Source organism: Sphingomonas antarctica, assembly GCF_965137005.1.
GTDB classification, from domain to species: Bacteria; Pseudomonadota; Alphaproteobacteria; order Sphingomonadales; family Sphingomonadaceae; genus Sphingomonas_O; species Sphingomonas_O antarctica.
Genome location: NZ_CBCRXM010000006.1, coordinates 62,344 through 79,788, shown reverse-complemented (window position 1 = coordinate 79,788; position 17,445 = coordinate 62,344). Strand labels below are relative to the sequence as shown.

Sequence of the window (17,445 nt, the reverse complement as noted above, 5' to 3'; positions counted from 1 at the left end):
GAAGCGCTTCGCTAGTGGCGCCGCCTGCCTCGCGCACTCGTGCGATCGGTCGGGGAATAGCTCAGCCTGGTAGAGCACTGTCTTCGGGAGGCAGGGGCCGGAGGTTCGAATCCTCTTTCCCCGACCAACGCGCGTTTCGCATGCGAGCAGCGTAGCAGCGAGCAAGTCGAAACGCGCGCGGCCAGCGCGGTTCGCGGCGACTGACGACGTGGCTTTGCCGCGGCGCCGTTATTGCCGCGCCGCCACGCTCTTCTCCCGCATCGCCTTGAACTCGGTGCCCGGGCGCCAGTCCGGCCAGTCGCGGCTGTTCGCGAGGCTGCTGCCGATACCGTAGAGCAACGCCACATCCTGCGCCGCGCCGCGCAAATCCCAGCTTTGTTTCCACACGTCACACGCCTGGTGATAGCATTTCATATAGTCGGTCAGCCACGCATCGCCCGCCGCGCGGCCGCCGGTGACGAGGTCGTGTCCGCCGCTCATCCCCATTAGCAACAATGATGGGACGCCGCGCCGCGCGAAGGAAAAATGGTCGGCGCGGAAGAACAGCCCGCGTTCGGGGAGCGCTTCGGGCGTGATCGTCCGGCCCTGTTTCGTCGCGGCAGCGGCGACGCGATCCTCGAGATCGCTCTGGCCGTTGCCGACAAGGACGACATCGCGCGCCGGTCCGGCCGTCTGGAGCACATCCATGGTCAGGTTCGCGACGGTCTTGTCGAGCGGGTAGAGCGGGTGTGCGGCATAGTGTTCCGAACCGAGCAGCCCGCGTTCCTCACCCGTCCAGGCGGAGAACAGCAAGGTCCGCTGGGTTTTTGGCCCCTTGGCGAAGGCCCGCGCGAGTTCGAGCACGCCCGCGACGCCGATCGCATCATCGGCGGCACCCGCGCGCACCGTTCGCCCCGTCGCGTCGGGGCTGCCGACGCCATAGGCATCCCAATGCGCGCCGAACATAATCGTCTCGTCCGCGTGAGCCGTCCCAGCGATCTTGCCGATCAGGTTGCGGCTTTGCACATGGTCGGCCGCAACCGGCGCATCGACCGACAAGGCCGCGCCGGAGAGCGGGACGGGGCGGAAATCGGCGCGACGCGCGGCGATGCGGAGCTTGTCGAGATCGAGTCCCGATTTCGTGAAAAGAGTGCGCGCGGCTTCGCCTTCGAGCCAGCCTTGCAGCAGGACGCGATAATCGCCGGGCGCGCGGACGATGTCGTAATTTTCGCCCTGCGGCGCGATGACCGTCGACCAGCCATAGCCAGCGCCGGCAGTGTCGTCGACGATCAGCGCGGCAATGGCGCCACGGCGGGCCGCTTCTTCATATTTGTACGTCCAGCGGCCGTAATAGGTCATCCGCTTGCCGCCGAATGTGTTGGCGACGGGTTCGCCCGCCACCGCCTCGAAATCGGGATCGTTGACCAGGAATATCGCGACCTTGCCCTTCAGGTCGACGCCCTTGAAATCGTCCCACTGGCGTTCCGGGGCGTGGACGCCATAGCCGACGAATACCAACGGCGCCTTGGCGATGGTCAGCCGCGAGACGTCGCGCACCGTGCTGAAATACGCCTGTTGGGACTGGTTGAGCGCGATGGTGCCGCCCGGCGTCGCAATCGATATCGTCGCGGGCGAACCGATGCGCGTGCGGATCAGCGGCACGGTCTGGACGAACGTGCCGTTCTCGCCCGCGGGTGCCAAGCCGGCCTTGGCGAACTGGTCGGACAAATAAGCGACGGTCTTGTCTTCGCCCGGCGTGCCGGGTGCGCGACCCTGAAAATCGTCGGCGGCGAGGGTGCGGACGACATCCGACATGCGCGCCGGATCGATCGGGGCGCTATTCTGGGCGGCGACAGGCATCGCCGTCAGTAGGAGGGCGGACAGGATCGTGACGTTTTGGCGGGACATGGCCGGCTCCATCGGTTGCCGCATCACCTCCGCGCGATGGCGGCGTGATTGTCAATGAATTCAGCGTGATCCACGTTCGACGAAACTGTGAGTGCTTGAGATCGTTTCACTTGGCGAACCATGGACACGCACATTGCCCCGAAGCCCGCACTCATCGCCGGTGTGCTCGAAGCCGCGCTGCTGTACGCGCTGATCGCCGGGTTGGGCTTTTCGGTGCCGGGGGCGCAAACGATCGGCGAGACGCTCAAGACGTTCGACATGACGCCGCCGCCCACGCCGCCGCTGCCGCCGCCTCCGCAGCAGAAGTCGGGTCGCACCGAAGGGGCCGCTGCGCCTGCGGGACTACGCGCAAAGGCGAGCGCGATCGTCGCGCCACCGCCGCCGATCCCGTTGCCACCGCCGCCGATCGTCGCCGCCCCGGTCGCAGGGGTAGGCACGCAGTCACGCCAGGGGGCCAGCGATGTGGACGGGGGCGGCACCGGCGCGGGTGGGGTCGGCGACGGCTTTGGCAGCGGCGGGCGGGGGTTTGGCGATGGTGGTGGCGGCCGCGAGTGCGGCGGGAATTGGCGTAGCGCAGCGCCGTGCCAGACCGGCGGCGACATTTCATATAACGATGTCGGCAAGGGGATCGAGGATCCTGGCGACGGACTTGATATGGAGATTGAATTCGAGATCGGGACCGACGGTCGTGTCCGTGAGTGTGAAGTGACCAAGTCGAGTGGCTACCTAGGCGCCGATGATAATACATGCCGAGTGGTCGAGCAGCGATTTCGCTATCGCCCTGCATTACGCAACGGGCAGCCTGTGACATCGTTGATGAGTAAGCACATGTTCCTCGAGGCCATCGTTGAACCAGTGAGGAGGTAGCGCCGCGGCAAAGCCGCGTCGTCGAACCTCGGCTTTGGCGAGGTCGGCCGCGCTTGGCTGACGGGCGAATAGCTCCGCTATTTCGTGCTCATCCTGCGCGCTGGGGCGGCAGGATTCGAACCTGCGAATGGCGGCATCAAAAGCCGCTGCCTTACCACTTGGCGACGCCCCATCGTGCGCGAAGCGGCGCTCTTAGCTAGGCAGTCCGTTCAAAACAACCGCTTGAGCCAGCCATGCGGATCGTTCGATTGGCCACGCTGGATCGCGACCAGCCGCTCCCTGAGCGCCTGGGTTACCGGCCCCGGCCCGCCATCGCCGATGATAAAGCTGGTGTCGCCATCCACCACCTTGCCGATCGACGTCACCACCGCCGCAGTGCCGCAGGCGAAGGATTCGCGCAGCCGCCCGCTGGCCGCATCGGCCTGCCACTGGTCGATGGCATAGCGCTCCTCACGCACCACCACGCCCTCGTCCCGCGCCAGGGTCATCAGCGAATCGCGGGTGATGCCGGGGAGGATCGTGCCGTCGAGCGGCGGGGTCAGGATCGAGCCGTCGTCGAACACGAAGAAGGTGTTCATGCCGCCCAGTTCCTCGACGAAACGGTGTTCGACCGCATCGAGGAACACGACCTGGTCGCAACCGTGTTCGATCGCTTCGGCCTGCGCGACGAGGCTCGCGGCATAATTGCCGCCGCACTTCGCCGCGCCCGTGCCGCCCGGGCCGGCGCGGTTGAGGTTGCGCGATACGCCGATGGTGATCGCCTTGGGTGCGCCCTTGAAATAGCCGGCGACCGAGGAAGCGAGAACGAGGAAGCGGTATTCCTTCGCCGGGCGCACGCCGAGGAACGCCTCGCTCGCGAACATGAACGGGCGCAGGTAGAGCGCGCCCTCGGGTCCGGCGGGGAACCAGTCGCGGTCGGCCTTCACCAACGCCTCGATCGCGCCGATGAACAAGTCGTCGGAGACCATCGGCATCGCCAGCCGCTCGGCCGATTTGCGGAAGCGCGCGGCATTGGCGTCGGGGCGGAACAGCACGGTGTCGCCTGTTTCGGTGCGATAAGCCTTGAGGCCTTCGAAAATCTCCTGCGCATAATGCAGCACGGCGGCGGCGGGATCGAGGCTCAGCGGCCCGCGCGGCATGACCCGCGCCGAATGCCAGCCGCGCCCCTCGGTCCATTCGGCGCTGGCCATATGATCGGTGAACACGCGGCCAAAGCCGGGTTCGGTGAGCATGGCTGCGCGATCTTCGGCACTGACGGGAGCGGAATTGGCCGCAAATTCGAAATCACTACCGTCCGCCATTGCCGTTCACCCGTCTCCGATGGTTGCCGCGGGCTAAGGCCGCTGCCAGAACTGGTCAACATGAGCGCAGTCCCGCCCGGCGCCGCCGCATCGCCCCTGTTCCTGCGCGAAGCCGAGGTGCGGCGCGGGATCGAATTGCTGTATTTCGGCGGATCGGCGCTGGTCGAGGCGGCGGATGCCGTGCTGGCGGAGGCCGGATTGGGCCGGGCGCATCACCGCGCGCTGTATTTGATCGGGCGGACGCCGGGGCTGACGGTGGGAACGCTGATCCGCCAGTTGGGCATTACCAAGCAGAGTTTGGGGCGGGTGATGAGCGAGCTGACCGCGCGCGGGCTGGTGGTGTCCGAGGGACATGAGGATGACGGGCGCAAGCGGCTGTTGCAGTTGAGCGAGGACGGCTTGGCGCTTGAGGCGAAACTGTTCGAACCGCTGCGCGCGACCCTCGCCAAGGGCTATGAGCGCGCGGGGCAGGATGCGGTGACAGGAATGTGGCGCGTGCTGGAAGGATTGGCGGCGCGTTAAATTGTTTCGGATGTGAATTGATTCATGCTGATTCATGCCTCCTTCAAGACTCAATCCGGCACCCGCGCCGGTTGAAATCATGAAGCGAGATCAAATACTTAGCTACAGCGCTTTTCAGAACAAAGCAAGAAAAAACGGCTTAGCCGCCCAGTTCTGCGTTGCGACGGGTCGCCGCCGCCAGGCACTCGGCGACCAAATCGTCGAGGCCGGTATCGAGGACGTTCAACCCTTCGCGCGTCGAGCCGCCCTTGCTGGCAACGCGTTCGGCCAATTCGCCGGGCGGCGTGCCATCTCCGCGGGCAAGCGCAAGCGCGCCTCCGACCGTGGCGAGCGCGAGGCGGCTGGCCTGTGCGGGATCGAGGCCGAGCGCTGCGCCGCCCTTCGCCAGCGCATCCACGAAGCGATAGGCAAAGGCCGGGCCTGAACCGGCAAGCGCGGTGACCGCGTCGAACAGGGTTTCATCGGGGACATGTTCGACGAGACCGAGTTGATCGAGGAGCCTGGCGAGGTCTGGCGCAATCGGCGCGTCGGATACGGTGGCGACGACGCCCTTGCCGAGCGCCACCGGCAGGTTCGGCATCGCGCGGACGATCGAACCCGCCTCGGGAAAATGAGCGCGCAGGCTGGTCAGTTTGGTGCCCGCAAGGATTGAAAGGACGATGCCGGTCGATGCCGCCTGCAAGCCGGGGGCAACGTCCCCCAGCATTTGCGGTTTGACGCCGATCAGCAGCAACTCCGGTGCCGGTTCGTCAGGAACGTCGCGGACCACCCGGACACCGGGAGCGACGGGCGCACCACTCGGACGGACCACCGTCACGTGTGCCGGATCGAGCCCGCAATCGAGCCAGCGGCGCAGCATCGCACTGGCCATGTTGCCGCACCCGATCAGCCAGATGCGGCGAAAGCTCACGCCTCGCCGCGCGTCTCGACCATCGCCGCGGTGAGCGCTTCCTTGGGCGACTTTCCGCCCCACAGGACGAACTGGAACACGGGATAGAAGCGGTCGAGTTCGTCCACCGCGACCTCGATCACCGTCTCCGCCTGATCAAGCGTCAGGCCCGCATCGCCGCCGAGCAGCAGCGCATGGCGGAACAGCAGCGTTCCGCCCTGGCCCCATAATTCGAAATGGCCGAGCCACAGCTGTTCGTTGACGATGCCGATGGTCTCGTAAATCGCCGCCTTTTGCGGGTCGGTGGCGCGAATATCCGGGAAGGCGAGGAATTGGAGGACATTATCCTCCTCGCGCCACACGCCGCGCAGTTCATACTGGCCCCAGGCACCCTGGGCCGAGGCCACGACCTCGTCATCGCTGACGCGCTCGGCGGACCAATTATGCGCCTCGAACCAGCTTTCGAGCATGTCGATCGGCGCCGCAACGGCGTCGTCGTCATCGATTACGGTCACGGCCATGGGTGGAGTGCTGGCCTTGTCTGGCGGCGGGTGCAAGCGCGGGTGGCGGAAAACTGTGGAAAAGTGCTCCCGAGTCCCCTCCCATCGGGAGGGGTGGTGAGCGCAGCGAACCGGGGTGGGCAGTGCATGCCAGCCCACCCCCGCTCGGCTTCGCCGTGTCGATGATCAGGTCGAACCTGCACCCGCAGGTTCTGAAACATCCGGGGGATGTTTCTCCTGATCATTCCCGGTGGGAGGGGACTTTGGTTCAGCCCTTGGCTTCGAGCGCGGCGATGCGCGCCTTCAGCAGTTCGGCCTCTTCGCGCGCGGTGGCGGCCATCGCCTTGACCGCTTCGAACTCGTCGCGGCTGACGAAATCGGCGCCGCCGATCCACGATTTGAACTTTTCGCGAAACTGGCCCTCGGCTTCGCGGCCTGCGCCGGCGAGCGTGCCCGCGGCGCCGTTCACGAATTTGCTGAAATCGTCGAAGAAGCGGTTTTCGGTCTGCATCGGTAAACTCCTCGTTCGCGAAAGGATGTGGGAAGTGCCTGGCCCCGCGTCAATCGCGGTGCGCGGCGATCAGGAATTCGACATTGCCTTCGGGGCCGGTGATGGGCGATGGCGTGATGCCCTCGACATGCCAGCCGGTTTCGACGAACCACGCGGCGACTTGATCGCAGACAGCTTGATGGACGGCCGGATCGCGGACCACGCCGCCTTTGCCGACAAGTTCGCGGCCGGCCTCGAACTGCGGCTTGATCAGGGCCATGCAGCGGCCCTGCGTGACGAAGGACAAAGGCCGTTCGAGGACTTTGGCGAGGCCGATAAAGCTGGCATCGCAGACGATCAGGTCGACCGGGCGGTCGATCTCGGTGGCGGTGAGGTGGCGCGCGTTGGTCTGTTCGAGGACCGTCACACGGTCGTCCTGGCGGATTTTCCACGCCAGCTGGTTGGTGCCGCTGTCGACCGCAAAGACATGCGCGGCACCGCGTGACAACAGCACGTCGGTAAAGCCGCCGGTCGAACTACCGACATCGATCGCGCTCGCCCCTGCCATATCCCAGCCGAAATGATCGAGCCCGCCCGCGAGCTTGACCCCGCCGCGCGACACCCAGGGATGATCGCGGCCCTTGACCGTCAATTGCGTGCCGGCGGGGAGCTGTTCGCCCGCCTTGGCGATGCGCTTGTCGCCCGCGAATACATTGCCGCTGAGGATCAGCGCCTGCGCCCGCGCGCGGCTTTCGGCGAGGCCCAGTTCGACGAGCAGTTGATCGGCGCGAGCCTTCATCCGACCGCCATTGCCCGTCCATGCCGCCAAGGACTAGTATCGTTTTGAAACGGGAGAGAGATCATGGCGGGATTGGCGATTGTCACCGGCGCGTCGGCGGGTCTGGGGGTCGGCTTTGCGGAAAGCCTGGCGGCGAAGGGGCATGATTTGTTGCTCGTCGCGCGGCGGGCCGACCGGCTGGACGATCTGGCGGCGAAGCTGCGCGCGACGGGCGTGAAAGTGGATGTGGCCGCCGCCGATCTGGGCGCCGAGGGTGGCGTCGCGGCGGTGGTTGCGGCGATCGGCGGGCGGCCCGTCGACCTCCTGATCAACAATGCCGGATCGGGATTGCGCGGCGACTTCGCCAAGCTGGATATCGCCGCGCAATCGGCAATGGTGCGGCTGAACTGTACGTCGCTGATGGAATTGAGCCATGCGGTTCTGCCGGGGATGATCGCGGCGAAGGCGGGCGGTATCCTGAATGTCGCATCGACCGCGGCGTTTCAGCCGGGGCCGTGGATGGCGGTCTATTACGCGACCAAGGCGTTCGTGCTGAGCTTTTCGGAAGCGTTACACGAGGAGGTCAAGCCGCATGGCGTGCGGGTATCGGCGCTTTGTCCGGGACCGACCAAGACCGAATTCGCCGATGTCGCGGGCATGGGCGAATCGGCGTTGTTCAAGATGATGGGCAGCGGCCCCGATCCGGTGGTGCGCGACGGGCTGGCGGCGCTGGAGGCCAATCAGGCGGTCAAGATTTCGGGCGCGATGAACTTCATGATGGCCGAGAGCATTCGGCTGACCCCGCGCGGGCTGGCGCGGTCGATCGCCGGGCGGCTGCAAAAGTCGCGTGCCGACGGGTAATTTGCCCCGACTCGCGTTGACAGGCGGGGCGGTTTTACGTAACGGGCCGCTTTCCGCGTGGGGAGTTCGCTCCTCGCGTCCATTCGCTTTGAAGAGAAGATGAGAGCCATGTTCGCAGTCGTGCGCACAGGCGGCAAGCAGTATCGCGTTGCCGCCGGAGACAAGATCGTCATCGACAAGATCGATGGCGAAGCGGGCGCGCGCGTCTCGCTGGGCGACATTCTGTTCACGGGCGGCGGCGATGCCGTGTCGTCCGTCGCGGCCGAAATCATCGCGCAGGCGAAGGGCGAGAAGGTTATCGTCTTCAAGAAGAAGCGTCGCCATAATTATCGTCGCAAGGCCGGCCATCGCCAGCAGCACACGATCCTCAAGATCCTGAGCGTCGGCGATACGCACGCCGAAGAAAAGCCCAAGGCCGCGAAGGCGGAAAAGCCTGTGGTCGAAGCGCCGGTCGAAGCCGCACCGGCCGTCGAGACGGCTCCGGTCGCTGCTGAAGCACCCAAGGCCGTGAAGGCGAAAGCCCCGGCGAAGCCCAAGGCGGCTCCGGCCGCTGCGGCCAGCGACGATGCGGTCGCCGCTGCGCCGGTCAAGAAGGCTGCTGTCAAAAAGGCGCCGGCTGCCAAGCCTGCGGCCGACAAGGAGTAATCGAGCATGGCACATAAAAAAGCAGGCGGCTCGACGCGCAACGGCCGCGATTCCGCAGGCCGTCGCCTCGGCGTCAAGAAATTCGGTGGCGAAGCCTGTCTGTCGGGCAACATCATCGTGCGCCAACGCGGCACCCGCGTGTGGCCGGGCGTGAATGTCGGCTGTGGTCGCGACCACACGCTGTTCGCGACCGCCGAGGGCCGCGTCCGCTTCCACCTCGGCAAGCTGGGCCGGAAGTACGTCTCGGTCGACGCGATTATGGCGGCTGCCGAGTAACATAGCGACCTCATGACGCGGGTCGCCCAAGGGGTGGCCTGCCGATCCGGTAACGGATCGAAAGGGAGACAAAGGCACCCCCTTTGGTCTCCCTTTTCTTTGTCTCCCGCACTGCCACCGGCCCGTCACACAGGCGGGTTAGGGGCGCGAGAGGAGAGACGATAATGTTCGCCAGGACCGACAGATTGCTGCTGAGGCCCGGCTGGGTCGAGGACGCGCCGCAGTTGCACGCCGCGATCGCCGATGAGGCGGTGGCCTATAAGCTGGCGCGTCTGCCGTGGCCGTATAGCTTGGCCGATGCCGCCGCATATCTCGGTCGCGAGCGCGGGCAAGGCGAAGCCGACTGCCTGATCTTGTTGCGCACGCCCGGCGCGCCGACGTTGATCGGCGGGGTCGGCATTGCGCGGCGCGATGGCGCGCCCGAGCTCGGCTACTGGATCGCGCCACATTATTGGAACCAGGGCTATGCAACCGAAGCGGCCACCGCCGTCGTCGCGATGGCGCGCGATTCGCTCAAGCTCGACCGGCTGACCAGCGGGCATTTCGAGGACAATCCGGCATCGGGCCGGGTGCTGGCCAAGCTCGGCTTCGCGGTGACCGGCGTCGAACCGCGCCACTGCCTCGCGCGTGGAACGAACGTGCCATGCGTGACCCTGGCCAAGGATTTGCGGGAGCGGGTGGCGGCGTGACGGAACCAAGTTCGGGCATGGCGGCTTAGAGCCTTATGCTCGAACACGTGCCCCATTGGCTTGGCCAGTTACTCCGCAATGCCCGCGCGGGGCATGACAAGCTCGTCATCCTCGACATCGCGCAAGGCACCCCGAAAATCGATCTGTCGTCGCCGGCATTTGCCGATGGCGGGCGCTTGCCCGAGCGATTTACGGCCGATGGCGCGGGGGTTTCGCCACCCCTGGTATGGGGCGTGCTCCCTGAAGGAACAGCCAGTCTCGCGCTGATCGTCGAGGATCCCGGCGCGCCGTTTCCCGATCCCATCAGTCATGCGGTGATGTGGCGTATCCCGCCCGAAACGCAGCATCTCGCCGAAGGCGCGATCGTCGCGGACGGCGCGGGCGATGCGGACGGCGATGTCGGCAAGAACAGCCGTCGCGCCGAGGGCTGGCTGCCGCCGGATCCGCCCAACGGGCATGGCGTACATGATTATGTGTTTCAGCTGTTCGCGCTGTCGTCAGAGCCCGAACTGGCCGCCAATCCGCAGCGCAAGGATCTGGTGGCGGCAATCACCGGCCGCGTGCTGGCAGCTGGTGTGCTCACCGGGACCTATTCGCGCGGCGAGGACGATGCGGGCAGGCCCGAGGCTGGTGGCGCGGTGGTCACGGCTTAGCGTCGTCCCGGCGAAGGCCGGGACCGCTGTCGATAGAGTGCGACCGTTGGTTGCGGCCCCGGCCTGCGCCGGGGCGACGATCAGGGGCGCGCGAAAACCATATACTCGCCGTCGTCCGGCAGGCGGGTGAAGCCGCATTTTTCGGCGACGCGTACCGAGGCGTCATTGCCCGGTGAAATGATGCAGCGGATTTCGCCGAGTTGCTGGCCATCAGCCCAGTCGAACACCGCGCGCATGAATTCGGTGGCATACCCCTTGCCCCAACTATCGGCTCCGAATGCCCAGCCGGCTTCGGGAAATCCATCGAGCGCGGGCACGCCCCGCTCGAAATAGGACAGCCCGCCGACCCCCGCGAGCGCGCCGTCGTCTTTCTGGAACGCCAGCCAATAACCGTAGCCAACCAGCGACCACAGTCCCACGATCTGGCAAAACTTGGTCCAGCTCGTCATGCGGTCGCGCGGTTGCCCGCCGATGAAGCTCGTGACGCGCTCGTCGCGCCACATCGCGGCATAGGCTTCGAAATCGGCGCGCGTCGCGGCGCGGAGAATGAGGCGTTCGGTTTGGAGAGTCGGGGCGATCATGCCCCGACCTTTAAGCCGCCAGTGCGGGCTGCGCCATGTTCGCCGCCGCATAATCGCTGTCATACGTACCGATCAACGCGCGGTCGTCGTGGTTCCACGGATGGAAACCGGGCAGGAAGAACGCGACCCAGGCGGGGAACAAGCGACGCATCACGCCGGGCGTGCCGACCAGATACCAGAACAAGCGTGCCTTGGCCTTGAAGCCGGTGATGCCGTCCTGTGCGAGCAGATCGAGCGTGCCGTCCCAGCGCTTCATCCAGAAGGTGCGGCTGACCAGCACCATCATGATCGCCTTGACCTTCCAGCGCTTGAACCGCGTCCAGTCCTTCGTCGCGTGCAGCCAAGTGTCGTACGCGACGCCCTTGTGCTCGATTTCCTCGATCGCGTGCCAGCGCCACATTTCCTTGAGTTCCGAATCGGACCCTTTGAACAGGTCCGATTTGAGCATCATGTGCGCCATCATCGCGGTGTAATGTTCGAGCGCCATCGTCACCGCGAGGTTGAGGATCGCCGGGCGATCCTTGGTCATTTCCAACGAATCGGCGACGATCTGTTCGAGGTGATCGATCTTGTAGCCGGCGTCCGACACGCGCTTGTTGAACGCGACGTGTTCGCGGCTGTGCATCACTTCCTGCGTGATGAACGAGCGGATTTCGCGTTCGAGCTTGGGGTCGGCGCCATCGCGGAATGCCTTGACGCTTTCGACGAAGAACGCCTCGCCGCGCGGGAAGGTGATCGACAGCGCATTGTGGAAGGCCGAGCCGATCGGGTCGCCATTCAGCCACCAGCGCTTTTGCGCCAGCGCGCGGCCGAAACGGCGGTCGCGCGGGGTGATGGTCAGGTCGCTAGGCGAATGGGACGCGGTCATCTAACAGACTCCTTATGCCGATCCGATACCATTACTGACATTGATGTCAATAGACCGTAAACGCCTGACCCCCGATGAAAGCCGCGACCGCGCGCTGGAGGCTGCGCGGCAGATTTTGCTCGACGAAGGGCCGCAGGCGGTGACGCTGAAGGCGGTCGCGTCACGCATCGACCGGACGCACGCCAATATCCTGCATCATTTCGGCAGCGCCGCGGGGCTGCAAAAAGCCTTGGCCGGAACCATGGCCGATCAGGTCTGCGCGACGATCGCGGGCGTGGTCCAGCAGGCGCGGCGGGGTGAGGCCGACCCGCATACGATCGTCGATCTGTGCTTCGATGCGTTCGACCGACAGGGCGCGGGGGCGCTCGCGATCTGGATGCTGTTGTCGGGGAATGAAGATGCGCTCGACCCGATCCTGGCGGCGATCCTGCGGCTGGTCGACGAATTGTCGGTCGACAATCAAGACGGATTGATCCGGCAGGAAACGCTCAACCTGGTGCTCATGGCGCTGGGTGATGCATTGCTGGGCAAACCGATGGCCGATGCGCTGGGCCTGCCGCGCGAAACCGCGCGGAATCTGGCCTATCAGCAACTGCTGGCAAGTCCCGGCCTGCAAGCGCGAATGGCCAAACCATAAAGGTGTGAACCCGGTCCGTAACGGACACAGCTTCGCGCGACGCGGCATATTTCGGCGATAAGCCACCGTTCCCAAAGGGGATTGGGGACGATGACGCGTCGGACGCGGGTGGCGATGATTTTGGTTGTGGGGCTGGCCGTCGCCGGCAGCGCCTTGGCATTGGCCTCGCGTCCGCCGGGGCGAACCTATTACGACACGCGCCGGCTGGTGATCCTCGCGCACGCGCGGCAAGTGCCCGACCCGGTGATCATCTTGGGCGACAGCATCGTCGATATGGCCGATTTGCCGCAATTGTGCGGCAAGACGGTGCTCAACGCGGGGGTCGCCGGCGCGCGTACCGAAGCCGTGGAATTACTTTCGCGTGAAGTGCTGGCGATCCGTCATCCGCAGATGGTCATCGTCGCCGTCGGGCTGAACGACGCGCACCGTGAAGCGCACACCAGCGATGGGGATTTCCTCGAAAAATATCGCGCCATCGTCGCGCGCGCACGCATGGTGGGGGCGGACGTCCGCATCACCACCATCCCGCCGGTCGGCCCGAGCGAGATGGGCCGCGCAGGTGAATTCGACCGCGCGCGGATCGTCGCGCTGAATGCCTTGATCCGCAAGATCGGTGTGCCGGTGCTTGACGTGAATGCGGCGATGGTCGGCAACGACGGCATCGAGCCGGCGACGCTGACCGATGACGGCGTCCACCCGAATGCGCGCGGCTATGGCATCTGGAAGCATGTGGTGGCACAAGCCTGCGCGGCATGAAATTTCGTGAAACCCGGTTCGACGCCAGCGGTCGCGTGGTGATCATCATCATCGTCATCGCCGTGCTGGTGATTATTGGTGCCGTCGTCGCCAGGTTGCTGCGCGGTCACGCATTGACCTGACGCAGCGGGTGGCGCGGCGCGGCCCCAGCGCCTAGGCGCAGCGCATGGCGTGCGACGATTTCAATCCCCATCCCGGCGTATCGCAGCGCGAGTTCATCGCGCTCGTCGCCGGCTTGATGGCGATCGGCGCGCTGGGCGTCGACATGATGCTCCCTGCCCTGCCCGCCATCGGCCGCGGCTTGCACGTCGCCGACGCCAATTCGCTGCAATATGTCATTGCCGGTTACACCTTCGGCTTTGGTGCCGGGCAGTTGATTTATGGACCGCTGGCCGACCGTTATGGCCGCAAGCCGGTGCTGGTGTTCAGCCTGGTCGGCTTCGTCATCACCAGCTTTATCGCCGCCGGATCGACGACGCTGACGATGCTGGTGATCGCGCGCGGGATCCAGGGGGCGTTTGGCGCATCGACGCGCGTTCTCGTGACCTCGGTGGTGCGCGATTGTTATAGCGGACGGACGATGGCCAAGGTGATGAGTCTCGCATCGATGCTGTTCTTCATCGTCCCGATCCTCGCGCCGAGCCTGGGTTCGGTGCTGCTGGCGTTCGGCCCGTGGCGGTGGAATTTCTGGGGGCTGGGCCTGTTGTCGGCGGCGATACTGGTATGGACGTCGCTGCGGCTGCCGGAAACGCTGGCGTTCGAAAGGCGGCGGGCGATTTCGCCAGCGTTGCTGATCGAGGCGTATCGCGCCACGCTCGGCAACCGGTTTTCGCTCGGCTATTCGGTCGGGGGCGCGCTGAGTTTCGGCGGGTTGCTGGGCTATATCTATTCGTCCGAACAAATCGTCGGAAACGTGTTCCGGCGGCCCGACGCCTTTCCCTATGTCTTTGCGCTGGTCGCGGCGGCGATGGGGGGATCGGTGTTTCTCAATTCGCGGCTGGTCGAGCGGCTGGGCACGCGCAAGCTGTCGCATGGCGCAGTGCTGGTCTCGATCACCGTCGCCTTGATCCACAGCGCGGTCGCGTGGTTCGGTTATGAAACGCTGGAGACTTTCGTGGTGCTGCAGGCGATGCAGATGGCGACGATCGGCCTGATCGGGTCCAATTTCTCCGCCATGGCGATGGAGCCGGTCGGGCATATCGCCGGGACCGCGGCATCGATTCAGGGGTTCATTTCCAACGTCGGCGGGGCGTTGGTCGGCGTGGTCATCGGACAGGCGTTCAACGGGACGACCGTGCCCATGGCGCTGGGCTTCGTCGCGTGCGGGACGATGAGCCTGATCATCGTTCTGATCGTCGAGCGCGGGCGGCTGTTCGTGCCGCACCATCCCGACCCGCGACCGGTTGCGCGGCCCTAACGGCGGATCACCGGCGGGGGCGCTCAGCCGCCTTCGATCGCGCGTTTTTCGGGCCAGTATAACCGCATCGTCAGGCTGAAACCGCCATTGGCCGGGGCGGGCAGCCAGTTGGCGTGCCTGGCCGCGCCGGGATCGGCCCGCTGGACATAGAGGTCCAGCGAGCCGTCGGCGTTGAAGGTCAAATCGTCGCGGTCGCCGATGGCGAAACGCTTGATCGGATTGGCGGCGAACAGCTGGCGTTCGTTATACAGCGTCAGCGACCAGAAGGCGCGTACGGGCGGCAGGTCGGCTTTGGCGAAATGGATCGTATAGCGTGCGTCGCTGGTGAACGGCTTGCCGCGGCTGTCGGTATTGGCGGTGGGATAGATCGCGTCGTCGGGCAAATTGGCCGCCAGCGCGAACCAGGCGATGCCCGCGCGGTGAAGATAGTCGGCGCCGTACGTGCCGATGCCCGCAACAGTGGTGCGCCAGCCGTTGCGCACCAATCCGGTGCTGACCATCGCGCCACGGATGCGCGGGGTCGCGCCGTCATGCGCGGCGGTGAGCGCCGCGCGCTGCGCATCGGTCAGGGCATTCCAGTCGAACTTTGCGCCCGGCACGATGCCGAGCCCACGCAGGCGTTGAAGCATCGGCGTGTCCATGTCGTGCGGGCGATTGGCGGCGAGAAGTTCGGCGGCGCGGGTGAAATAGGCTTGGGCGCTCATCGTCTCGACGGCCTCGAACGGCGGTTTGAACGCGACGGGGGGTGGAGGCTTGGCGGCAGCGGGCGCGGCGATGATCTTCATCCCGGCCTGAAACGCCCGCACCGCGGGATAATCCGCCGGGTCGTTGGTCTGGGTGCGGCCGAGCAGCCAGCCCTGATTGGTCGGGCTGCGCAGGAGCTCGACCCCGGCGGGCACCTTGCCTTGCCAATCCGGCGCGACGATCATCAAGCGTTGCGCGCCGGTGCCGGTGGTGCGCGATCCGGTCGCACCCCAGGTCTCGGTCCACGCATCCATCAGGTGCAGCAAATAATAGCGGCCACCGCTGTCGGGGACGTCGATGACCAATGGGCCGGCGGTCACGTCGTACCACAGGCTCGAATAGAGCGTGTCGGCGTTAGGCCGCACGATCGCCGCGAACTTCTCATCGGGAAAGGCCGGGCGGTGCGCAAATCCGTTGATCGCTCCGCCGAGCGGCGGCGGCGCGACCATCGATATCCGGCGCGTGAGGTCTTCGAGGATCAGCGGGTAGAAATAGATATAGGCGTCCTCCGCCGTCTCGTTGAGCAACGAGGCGGCGGCGGGCGCGACCCTTGGCGCGGCCAGCGCTGGCGTCGCCGAAGCGGCGAGCGCCAGCGCGAGGACGAGCGCGCGCATCATGCAGGCGCTCCGACGACCGTCTTCACCTCCATGAATTCCTTGAGGCCATAGACACCGCCTTCGCGGCCATTGCCCGATTGTTTGTAGCCGCCGAACGGCGCGAAGCTGTCGGGACCCCAGCTGTTGATCGTGACGAGACCGGCGCGGAGGCGCGGCGCGACCTTGGCGGCTTCGGCAGGATCGCCCGATATCGTCGCCGACAAGCCATAGGGCGTGTCGTTGGCGATCTCGATTGCTTGATCGAGCGTGTCGTAGGTCATCAGCGTCGCGACCGGGCCGAAGATTTCCTCATTGGCAATGCGCATGTCGGGCGTCACGCCGGTGAACACCGTCGGGCGGATGAAATAGCCGCGATTGACGTTGGTGGGGAGGCCGGTGCCGCCGGTCTCCAGCGTCGCGCCTTCGTCGATCGCCGACTGGATCAGCGACTGGATCTTGTCGAACTGCGCCTTGTTGACGACGGGGCCGATATGCGCGCCTTCGGTCAGCGGGTCGCCGACGGGGACGCTTTCGACGATCGCTTTCACGACCTGCGTCGCTTCGGCCATCTGGTCCTTGTGGACGAGGACGCGGGTCGGGGCGATGCAGCTTTGCCCCGAATTGGCCAGGACACCCTGGATCGTCGGCGGCAGGACTGCGGAGAGGTCGGCGCCGGGCAGAACGACGTTGGCCGCCTTGCCGCCCAATTCGGTGTGGACACGCTTGACCGTGTCGGCCGCGGCCTTGGCGATGAGGATGCCGGCGCGGGTCGAGCCGGTAAAGCTGACCATGTCGATGTCCGGGTGCGCGCTGATCGCCTCTCCCGTGGTCGGGCCGTCGCCCTGCACCAAGTTGAACACGCCCGCGGGGACGCCCGCCGCATGCATCACTTCGGCGAGAATGTGCGCACAGCCGGGGCATTCTTCGCTGGGCTTGAGGATCATCGTGTCACCCGCCGCGAGCGCCGGCGCGACCTTCAGCGCAATCTGGTTGAGCGGCCAGTTCCACGGCGTGATCATCCCGACGACGCCGATCGGTTCGTAAACGACATGCGCGTTGCCGAGGCGCTCGCTGAACTGAAAGTCCTTGAGCGTCTTGGCGGTGATGCCGAAATGGGCGAGACCAGCGAGCGATTGCGCGGTGGAGGCAAAGGAGACCGGCGCGCCCATTTCCTCGGCCATCGCACGCCCGAAATCGGGCACGCGCTTCTTATATTCCTCCGCAATGCGACCGAGCAGGGCGACGCGGTCCTCGACGCTGGTTTGCGAGAAGCTGTGAAATGCCTTGCGCGCGGCCTGTACGGCGCGATCGACTTCACCCTTGGTTGCGACCTTGATCTGCGACACCGCTTCTTCGGTCGAGGGCGAAATGACGTCGCGCACCGCGCCTTCGCCTGGAACCCAGGCGCCGTCGATATAGTGCTGCGTGTAATCGTGCATCGCAATCATCCTCTCACGTTTCGTTTGAGGACTTATTCGGCCACGTCGC

The 17,445-nt window shown here is 65.7% G+C and carries 20 protein-coding genes, 2 tRNA genes and 1 pseudogene; 12 read left to right on the top strand and 11 right to left on the bottom strand.

Annotation, left to right across the window (positions count from 1 at the left end; genetic code table 11):
- Positions 1 to 50: 50 nt before the first annotated feature.
- Positions 51 to 127: transfer RNA gene (locus tag ACM9ME_RS08425), tRNA-Pro, on the top strand.
- 101 nt (positions 128 to 228) lie between these two features.
- On the opposite strand, the gene ACM9ME_RS08420 is transcribed toward ACM9ME_RS08425, so the two are convergent.
- Positions 229 to 1,887 carry a M28 family metallopeptidase gene (locus ACM9ME_RS08420; RefSeq protein WP_415643014.1) on the bottom strand — a complete coding sequence of 553 codons (1,659 nt, stop codon included), beginning with the start codon at positions 1,885 to 1,887 and terminating at the stop codon, positions 229 to 231.
- Between the two features lie 120 nt (positions 1,888 to 2,007).
- Here ACM9ME_RS08420 and ACM9ME_RS08415 point away from each other — a divergent pair, with 120 nt between their 5' ends.
- Complete coding sequence (locus ACM9ME_RS08415; RefSeq protein ID WP_415643013.1) at positions 2,008 to 2,754, top strand: TonB family protein; 747 nt, start codon at positions 2,008 to 2,010, stop codon at positions 2,752 to 2,754.
- A 100-nt stretch (positions 2,755 to 2,854) separates the two neighbouring features.
- Here the strand turns inward: ACM9ME_RS08415 and ACM9ME_RS08410 are convergent.
- Positions 2,855 to 2,926: transfer RNA gene (locus ACM9ME_RS08410), tRNA-Gln, on the bottom strand.
- A gap of 37 nt (positions 2,927 to 2,963) precedes the next feature.
- Complete coding sequence (locus tag ACM9ME_RS08405; RefSeq protein WP_415643012.1) at positions 2,964 to 4,055, bottom strand: branched-chain amino acid aminotransferase; 1,092 nt, start codon at positions 4,053 to 4,055, stop codon at positions 2,964 to 2,966.
- A 60-nt stretch (positions 4,056 to 4,115) separates the two neighbouring features.
- On the opposite strand from ACM9ME_RS08405, the gene ACM9ME_RS08400 reads away from it, so the two are divergent.
- Positions 4,116 to 4,577: a MarR family winged helix-turn-helix transcriptional regulator gene (locus ACM9ME_RS08400; RefSeq protein WP_415643011.1), complete on the top strand. Its 462-nt coding sequence runs from the start codon at positions 4,116 to 4,118 to the stop codon at positions 4,575 to 4,577.
- A 139-nt stretch (positions 4,578 to 4,716) separates the two neighbouring features.
- Here ACM9ME_RS08400 and ACM9ME_RS08395 read toward each other — a convergent pair whose 3' ends face one another.
- The 4 genes from ACM9ME_RS08395 to ACM9ME_RS08380 all read right to left on the bottom strand — a co-directional run bounded on the left by ACM9ME_RS08395 (position 4,717) and on the right by ACM9ME_RS08380 (position 7,255).
- Positions 4,717 to 5,487, bottom strand: a complete 771-nt coding sequence (locus tag ACM9ME_RS08395) for a pyrroline-5-carboxylate reductase family protein (RefSeq protein WP_415643010.1) — start codon at positions 5,485 to 5,487, stop codon at positions 4,717 to 4,719.
- Positions 5,484 to 5,987 carry a type III secretion system chaperone family protein gene (locus ACM9ME_RS08390; protein ID WP_415643009.1) on the bottom strand — a complete coding sequence of 168 codons (504 nt, stop codon included), beginning with the start codon at positions 5,985 to 5,987 and terminating at the stop codon, positions 5,484 to 5,486. The genes ACM9ME_RS08395 and ACM9ME_RS08390 overlap by 4 nt, the downstream gene beginning before the upstream one ends.
- Before the next feature lie 247 nt (positions 5,988 to 6,234).
- On the bottom strand, positions 6,235 to 6,477 hold the full coding sequence (locus ACM9ME_RS08385; protein WP_415643008.1) for an accessory factor UbiK family protein: 243 nt from the start codon (positions 6,475 to 6,477) through the stop codon (positions 6,235 to 6,237).
- Positions 6,478 to 6,526: 49 nt separating this feature from the next.
- Positions 6,527 to 7,255, bottom strand: coding sequence for a TlyA family RNA methyltransferase (locus ACM9ME_RS08380; RefSeq protein ID WP_415643007.1), 729 nt, complete (start codon positions 7,253 to 7,255; stop codon positions 6,527 to 6,529).
- A gap of 63 nt (positions 7,256 to 7,318) precedes the next feature.
- Between ACM9ME_RS08380 and ACM9ME_RS08375 the strand changes: the two genes are divergently transcribed.
- From ACM9ME_RS08375 to ACM9ME_RS08355, 5 genes and pseudogenes are all read left to right on the top strand, one after another.
- The gene (locus ACM9ME_RS08375) at positions 7,319 to 8,095 is read left to right on the top strand and encodes an SDR family NAD(P)-dependent oxidoreductase (RefSeq protein WP_415643006.1); all 777 of its coding nucleotides are present in this window, start codon (positions 7,319 to 7,321) and stop codon (positions 8,093 to 8,095) included.
- A gap of 108 nt (positions 8,096 to 8,203) precedes the next feature.
- A pseudogene (gene rplU, locus ACM9ME_RS08370) lies at positions 8,204 to 8,530 on the top strand (50S ribosomal protein L21); the annotation flags it as partial.
- A gap of 216 nt (positions 8,531 to 8,746) precedes the next feature.
- On the top strand, positions 8,747 to 9,016 hold the full coding sequence (gene rpmA, locus ACM9ME_RS08365; protein ID WP_415643005.1) for a 50S ribosomal protein L27: 270 nt from the start codon (positions 8,747 to 8,749) through the stop codon (positions 9,014 to 9,016).
- A 164-nt stretch (positions 9,017 to 9,180) separates the two neighbouring features.
- Complete coding sequence (locus ACM9ME_RS08360; RefSeq protein ID WP_415643004.1) at positions 9,181 to 9,705, top strand: GNAT family N-acetyltransferase; 525 nt, start codon at positions 9,181 to 9,183, stop codon at positions 9,703 to 9,705.
- 35 nt (positions 9,706 to 9,740) lie between these two features.
- Positions 9,741 to 10,358, top strand: coding sequence for a YbhB/YbcL family Raf kinase inhibitor-like protein (locus tag ACM9ME_RS08355; protein ID WP_415643003.1), 618 nt, complete (start codon positions 9,741 to 9,743; stop codon positions 10,356 to 10,358).
- An 80-nt stretch (positions 10,359 to 10,438) separates the two neighbouring features.
- Here the strand turns inward: ACM9ME_RS08355 and ACM9ME_RS08350 are convergent, their stop codons facing one another.
- Both ACM9ME_RS08350 and ACM9ME_RS08345 read right to left on the bottom strand, forming a co-directional pair.
- On the bottom strand, positions 10,439 to 10,939 hold the full coding sequence (locus ACM9ME_RS08350; protein WP_415643002.1) for a GNAT family N-acetyltransferase: 501 nt from the start codon (positions 10,937 to 10,939) through the stop codon (positions 10,439 to 10,441).
- A 10-nt stretch (positions 10,940 to 10,949) separates the two neighbouring features.
- Positions 10,950 to 11,807, bottom strand: a complete 858-nt coding sequence (locus ACM9ME_RS08345; RefSeq protein WP_415643001.1) for a metal-dependent hydrolase — start codon at positions 11,805 to 11,807, stop codon at positions 10,950 to 10,952.
- A gap of 43 nt (positions 11,808 to 11,850) precedes the next feature.
- Between ACM9ME_RS08345 and ACM9ME_RS08340 the strand changes: the two genes are divergently transcribed.
- From ACM9ME_RS08340 to ACM9ME_RS08325, 4 genes are all read left to right on the top strand, one after another.
- Positions 11,851 to 12,444 (top strand): TetR/AcrR family transcriptional regulator, encoded by a 594-nt coding sequence (locus ACM9ME_RS08340; protein ID WP_415643000.1) that lies wholly within the window; start codon positions 11,851 to 11,853, stop codon positions 12,442 to 12,444.
- Positions 12,445 to 12,534: 90 nt separating this feature from the next.
- On the top strand, positions 12,535 to 13,200 hold the full coding sequence (locus tag ACM9ME_RS08335; RefSeq protein WP_415642999.1) for an SGNH/GDSL hydrolase family protein: 666 nt from the start codon (positions 12,535 to 12,537) through the stop codon (positions 13,198 to 13,200).
- Complete coding sequence (locus tag ACM9ME_RS08330) at positions 13,197 to 13,322, top strand: hypothetical protein (RefSeq protein ID WP_415642998.1); 126 nt, start codon at positions 13,197 to 13,199, stop codon at positions 13,320 to 13,322. Before ACM9ME_RS08335 ends, ACM9ME_RS08330 begins: the two co-directional genes overlap by 4 nt.
- A gap of 44 nt (positions 13,323 to 13,366) precedes the next feature.
- On the top strand, positions 13,367 to 14,617 hold the full coding sequence (locus tag ACM9ME_RS08325; RefSeq protein WP_415642997.1) for a multidrug effflux MFS transporter: 1,251 nt from the start codon (positions 13,367 to 13,369) through the stop codon (positions 14,615 to 14,617).
- Between the two features lie 23 nt (positions 14,618 to 14,640).
- Here the strand turns inward: ACM9ME_RS08325 and ACM9ME_RS08320 are convergent, their stop codons facing one another.
- Both ACM9ME_RS08320 and ACM9ME_RS08315 read right to left on the bottom strand, forming a co-directional pair.
- Complete coding sequence (locus tag ACM9ME_RS08320) at positions 14,641 to 15,978, bottom strand: DUF1254 domain-containing protein (RefSeq protein WP_415642996.1); 1,338 nt, start codon at positions 15,976 to 15,978, stop codon at positions 14,641 to 14,643.
- Entirely contained in the window at positions 15,975 to 17,396 is a 1,422-nt protein-coding gene (locus ACM9ME_RS08315; protein WP_415642995.1) for an aldehyde dehydrogenase family protein, read from the bottom strand. The genes ACM9ME_RS08320 and ACM9ME_RS08315 overlap by 4 nt, the downstream gene beginning before the upstream one ends.
- Positions 17,397 to 17,445: the final 49 nt, after the last annotated feature.